This window comes from Mesorhizobium sp. M4B.F.Ca.ET.089.01.1.1, assembly GCF_004022605.1.
In the GTDB taxonomy this organism is placed as follows: Bacteria; Pseudomonadota; Alphaproteobacteria; order Rhizobiales; family Rhizobiaceae; genus Mesorhizobium; species Mesorhizobium abyssinicae.
Window position 1 is genome coordinate 1 of the sequence record NZ_RZOS01000373.1, and the last position, 5747, is coordinate 5747.

Sequence of the window (5747 nt, forward strand, 5' to 3'; positions counted from 1 at the left end):
CCCCTACGTCGTCGCCGGCCTGATCTTCGGCGGCCTGATCCCGTATCTGTTCGGCGGCATCGCCATGACCGCCGTCGGCCGCGCTGCCGGCTCGATCGTCGAGGAAGTGCGCAAGCAGTTCCGCGAGGACAAGGGCATCATGGCCGGCACCTCGAAGCCCAACTACGCCCGCGCCGTCGACCTTCTGACCAGGGCGGCGATCCGCGAGATGATCATCCCGTCGCTGCTGCCGGTGCTGGCGCCGCTTGTGGTCTATTTCGGCGTGCTTCTGATCTCGGGCTCGAAGGCCTCGGCCTTTGCAGCACTTGGCGCCTCGCTGCTCGGCGTCATCGTCAACGGTCTGTTCGTCGCCATCTCGATGACCTCGGGCGGCGGCGCCTGGGACAACGCCAAAAAATCGTTCGAGGACGGCTTCACCGACAAGGACGGCGTCAAGCACCTGAAGGGTTCGGAGGCGCACAAGGCCTCGGTCACCGGCGACACGGTCGGCGATCCCTACAAGGACACCGCCGGCCCGGCCGTCAATCCGGCGATCAAGATCACCAACATCGTCGCCCTGCTGCTGCTCGCCGTGCTCGCGCACGGCTGAGGCTCGAGGCTGGAAGTCGGAAAAACCCGCGGGAGCGATCCCGCGGGTTTCTTTTTGCCGTCACCCGATCTGCGTGAGGATCGAGCCGTCGGTTATCTTGTCGTCATTGGCGAGCATCATTGCCTTGGACAGGATGACCGACAGGATGTCGTCGCCCTCAAACGGCACGTAGGCCGGCCTTGGCCCGGTCGCCTCGTTTGACGGCACGATGCAGAGATAGCGGTCGTTGGGCGCCATTCTGATGTGCCCGGACGCGAAGTTGATCTTGTAGGTCTTGCGCTTGCCGTCGACGATCAGGAACTCGTCCGTAACCGTGCCCTGGTTGGCAATGGCGAGGCCGGGCAGGATGGTGGCGATGAAATCGCGGCGACCCTTTGCCAGGCCGCTGGCCTGTCCCGCCGAATAGCGCTCGCGGTAATCGAGGAATTCAGGCCGCTCCGACAGCGGGTGGCGGGCATCGCCGCCGCGATCCTGCCAGTGGCGGTCGTTGCCGATCGAGGTGCGGCCTATCACGCTGTCGATGTCGTACATCGCCTCGCAGAACGCGCGGGGAGGCACTGCATCGACGGACAGGGGCACCTCGTTCGGCAGCCCGGTCTTGGGATCGAGCGCGAAGAAGGCGACACGGTCCGTGGCGATGAAGGCGTAGAGGGCGGCGCCGCGCTCCGCCGCCTCGATGTCCTGCACGCGCGTGCCGATGCCGGCGACCCAGAACTCGGCGGCGACGCCGTGATGCGGCAGGATGAGCCGAACGCGTTCATGCTCGGCATTGTTGCCGTGCATGCTGCGGTTGTACGCCGTCCAGCCGCGCTTCTTCAGGATGGCCATGACCGGAGCCTGCTCCAGTATGTGCGCGGCGAAGCGGTTCGAATAGCTCTGCGTGGCAAGTTCGGCGTCGGTGACGACATAGACCGGCCGCCAGGCCTGGATAAAGGGCTGCTGGATCGTCTGCCTGGCAAGCCTCTCGCGCCAGGCGGCGACGGTCGTGGCCGGGCTGTCCAGCGGATGCCAAAGGTGGACCGTCCAGTCCGGTCCTGGAACCGGGCAGCGAACGCCGGCATGATCGACAAGCCCGCCGTCGCGCGGCATGGCGACGAACGCCTCGCCCTTGGGACCCACAAAACGCCAGATCAGGCGCTCGGAAAGCGTGCGCAGCAGGCCATTGCCGATCAGCCGATCCTGCCAGCCCTGGTAATTCCAGTGGCGGCCGTCGCGCCAGGCGCTCTCGATGCGGCGCCGCGCTTCCGGCAGGATCAGCGCGATGTCCTTCGCCGCATCTTCCAACTCGCCCGCCATTTCGCTACCGCCGGGTGCCGCCTTGAAATCCTTGGCGATGCCGCGGCTCGACTTGCCCTTGGCGTCGATGCTGCGCAACTCGGCCTTGGCCGACGAGACAACGCGCAACTCGACGCGAACGCCGCCCAGTTCCTCGACACGAAGCCCGCCATCGCCGATGCCGTACTCGGCCATGGCGATTTCCTGCATGTCGTCGCCCGACAGGCCGAGCTTGCTGCCCGCCGCTTCCAGGGCCTTGTCGATCGACTTGATCACCACTTTGTCGTCGATCCTGCGGCGAAGGCGGCCGAGCGCATAGGCGGCGTCCGCGGTGCCCAACTGGCCGAGCGACCAGACGCAGGCCGCCCCTGTCTTTTGCGAACGCACGGTGCGTCCGTAATGCCCTGTCTTGATCAGCGTCGCGCCTGCCAGCGATTCCAGCAGCGGCAGCGCCTTGTCGGCCGGCAGGCGGGACAAGGCCAGGGCAATGCCGCGTGCGACCGCGACATTGTCGGGCGACAGTTCGCCGTGCAGTCGGCCGAGATCAAATTGCCAGGGTACATAGTCCCCGGCCGCGCGCTGGAACAGCAGGCCCGGTATCGCGCAGATCGCCTTCAGCGCGGACTGCCGCACCGCCGCCGCATAACCCGCCGACTCCCGTTCCGGCAGCGGTGTCGGAAACACCGATGCATTCTGCGGGCTGAACACCAGGCTGTAGGCTTCGAGGCCGATATAGACGTCGCGGTCGATCTCCGGCAGCGCCGGTTCGCAGAGCGGTTTGAGCCACTGCCTGAAACCGTCGGCCACCGAATCGTGCCCAAGGGCTGCGATCTTGCGTTCGCAATCCTTCAGCCAGGTCGTGCCGGGTGCGCCATCGCCGGCGGCAACCAGATGGTTGAGCAGGCTTCCGTCAGGATCCCCGCCGCCGAATTCGAACGCCTCGACCTGCGTGCCGGCCTTCGTGAAGTCCTGCGGCCAACCCCGATCGAAGGTCGGCCCCACGGCGCGCAGCATCGCCATTTGCGCGGCGGTCGCGAGCTGTCGCCATTCGGGTGTTTCCTGGCTCAGCATGCGGCTGAGATGGTTGTTGTAGTCCTTGTGAAAACCTTCCTCGCCCTTGGTGTCGCGAGCCCACCAGCCGAACCTGAAGGCGGCACTGCCATCGCCGGAGCCAAAACGGGCGGCGAACGCCTGTCGGTCGGTCAGCCAGTTGTGCACCGTCCTGTCGCCGGCGTAGGCGCGGATGTCCTCGAACAGCGGTGCCAGTTCCGTCAGCACGTCGTCCCAAAATTCCGCCTTGTCGGACGGCGGCGGCGTGTAGCGCAGGTGCGGAAGTTTTCCCGGCGGATTGGCCCGCATGCGCGCAAAGAAACTGTCCTGCTGGCCGGCCCCGGCAAGCGCCTTCAGCGAAACGATCAGCGGTGGATCGGTCTTTTCCGGACCAGTGCGGTTTTTGTAGTACTGCGTATCGCAAACCAGCGCGATGAGCCTGGCGGCGTTGGCGCGGTCCTCTGGGCCTGGAACCAGTCCGTGTTTCACCGCGCGCTCGATCTCGCGAACGATGCCGAGCTTGGGCAACCCGCTCGACCAGCCGATCGTGCCCTTGAGGTGGAGGCCGGCCTGGTCGTTGGCGAGCAGCCTGAGCACGGTGGCGGTTCTCGGCCCGTTCGCCTGGAAGCCGCTGCGCAGAAGATCGCGGCTCAAGGTTTCGCAAAAGCGCGCGAATCTGGGCGGGATGCTGCCCTCGCGGCTGCGCACATAGATGGCTACCGCCGGGCCCCAGCCGAACCGCGCTCGCAGCGCGTCGATAGTGTCGAACAACTCGCCGCGCTGTTCTGCCGACAAAGCGCGCAGGCGGCTGGTGATATCCTTGCGGGCTTCCTCCGAGTTCGCGGTGTCGTAGGCGCGGACGAGGGAGATGAGCTCCGCTGTCATCGGACGCGAGACGCCAGCGGATGAGGCCAGCTCGATATCCCGCGCCAGCGCCTCTGCCTCGCTCCGCTCCCTGTCGGCATGGGCGCGATGGAGCCGCTCGACCATCCTGTTTATGTCGGCGACTGGCGCCGGCTCAGTCGGACGCGCGGCGCCGCCTACGGCCTTGCCGAACGCCGCGGCCGCTGCCCTGAGACCCGAAAACAACCGTCCATTGCTCATCCGCTCAGCCTCCCTTGAGCCGCAAAAGCTTGATGAAGACGACGTCCGTGCGCGCTGAAATGACGGCCACGTCGTCCAGCGCCATCATTTGCTTGCCACCGACGACCACCATGAAGGCGTTGCGCGAAAAGGCCTCGATCGCTGCCGCCACAGCCTGGTCCGGGTTGGTCTTCTTGAGCGGTCCGGTGTTTGGCGCATAGAGCAGGGTCTCGATCGCCGCGTCGTTGCGCGAGGCGTGCAACCTGTCATGCTCCAGCAGCACGCGTTCGGTGATGATCTGCCGGAGCGTGCACGGGACGCCGTCCTTCCAGTCCAGGACGAAGCTCTGGACCGGCTTGCGGGCGCCGATCTGGTCGTACATGACGATGCGGCTCATCTGACCCTCCGATCCGGCTGATCTTGCGGATCAAAAATTATAGGCAGATGAAACCCAAGCGCCATTGCGTTTTGTGGTGGATAAACGGCTAACGCAGAAGTTGCGCCCGCCACAGGATCAATAAAGGATCATCGGGACACTGGACGGCTTCGGTTTTGCTCTTCGAGCGAAGCTGGCCTCGCTGAGCCGGAACGGGCGGTCAGTGTCAAGCAAAGACCCGCCGGAGCGATCCGGCGGGTCCCTGGCTGCCTGATTCTGTGTTGCCCGCGTGCGAAAAGCGAGCCGGCCGTCGGTTACATGCCGTTGCCGCCGCCTGGCAGGCCGGGCGCCAGCTTGCTGGCGCCGTTGATGATCTGGCTGAGGAAGTTCTGGTCCTTGCCGCCGGTCGGCGTGGTGCGCGAGATGAAGTCGAAGACCTTGCCGTCCTTCAGCCCGTAGTTGGCGATCTGGGTGACGCGGCCGTCGGCGCCGAAATAGACCGCCAGCACTTTCTGGTCGACCAGATGCGGCTTGTCGAAGGCGACATAGCGCTTGCGCGTCTGCGAGATGTAGTAGAAGGCCTCGTTGTCGAAGGTCGCCGTCGTCGACGGAGTGCCCAGCGCCAGCAGCACCTGTTCGCGGCTCGACCCCACCGGCACCGAGTCGATTGCCTGCTGGTCGATGACGTAGCCCTGGGTCAGCGTCTCGCCGGGGCTGAGATCGCCGATCATCTTGGACGAATTGCAGGCTGAAAGGGCGGCCGCCGCCACCAGCAGCGATGCCATGCCGGCCGGCCTGGCCAGGAAATGCAACTTGAAATTCAGCGCGCGCAACAACAACTCCATTAGCCGACCGCAACTTGCGCTGGGCGGCAAAACCGGTAAACCAGCTTGCCTGCCGATGCAACAAGGCCAATTCAACAAACGGTCCCCGGGAGACCACCCTCAATGTTCCAGCGCTTTTTTGGCCGCGAACGCCATGCCAACCGCGCTATCACCGAGGCGCTTTACGCACAAATCGTGGCGGCGGCGCGGCAAGCCGTTTTTTATTCCGACTGGAATGTGCCGGACACGCCGCTTGGCCGTTTCGAGATGCTGTCGCTGCACATGTTCCTGTTCCAGCACCGGCTGCGCGGCGAGAGCGGCGCCGCGACCGAGGTCGCCCAGGTGCTCATCGACGAGTTCTTCCTGGATGTCGAACATTCGCTGCGAGAGCTGGGCATCAGCGACGTCGGCGTGCCGAAGCGCATGAAGAAACTGGCCAAGATGTTCTATGGCCGCACGGCTGCCTACGACGACGCGCTCGAGCGCGGCGACAAGGAAGCGCTCGCCGCCGCGCTTACCCGCAATGTCGTGCCCGACGCGGGTGAGTGGC

General features: G+C 65.4%; 5 protein-coding genes. 2 read left to right on the forward strand and 3 right to left on the reverse strand.

The window, feature by feature from the left end; genetic code table 11:
• Positions 1-589: sodium/proton-translocating pyrophosphatase (locus EN780_RS26010; RefSeq protein ID WP_189556734.1), on the forward strand; the 589-nt coding region annotated here is incomplete at its 5' end.
• A gap of 60 nt (positions 590-649) precedes the next feature.
• Here the strand turns inward: EN780_RS26010 and EN780_RS26015 are convergent.
• The 3 genes from EN780_RS26015 to EN780_RS26025 all read right to left on the reverse strand — a co-directional run bounded on the left by EN780_RS26015 (position 650) and on the right by EN780_RS26025 (position 5206).
• Positions 650-4018, reverse strand: a complete 3369-nt coding sequence (locus tag EN780_RS26015; RefSeq protein WP_128275721.1) for a DUF4132 domain-containing protein — start codon at positions 4016-4018, stop codon at positions 650-652.
• Between the two features lie 4 nt (positions 4019-4022).
• Positions 4023-4394, reverse strand: coding sequence for a hypothetical protein (locus EN780_RS26020; RefSeq protein ID WP_127311827.1), 372 nt, complete (start codon positions 4392-4394; stop codon positions 4023-4025).
• 293 nt (positions 4395-4687) lie between these two features.
• A complete protein-coding gene (locus EN780_RS26025) occupies positions 4688-5206 on the reverse strand; it encodes an outer membrane protein assembly factor BamE (RefSeq protein WP_127284710.1) in 519 nt (172 codons plus the stop codon).
• Between the two features lie 114 nt (positions 5207-5320).
• Between EN780_RS26025 and EN780_RS26030 the strand changes: the two genes are divergently transcribed.
• Positions 5321-5747 (forward strand): ubiquinol-cytochrome C chaperone family protein (locus tag EN780_RS26030; RefSeq protein ID WP_128275722.1); only part of this gene is annotated, 427 nt, incomplete at its 3' end.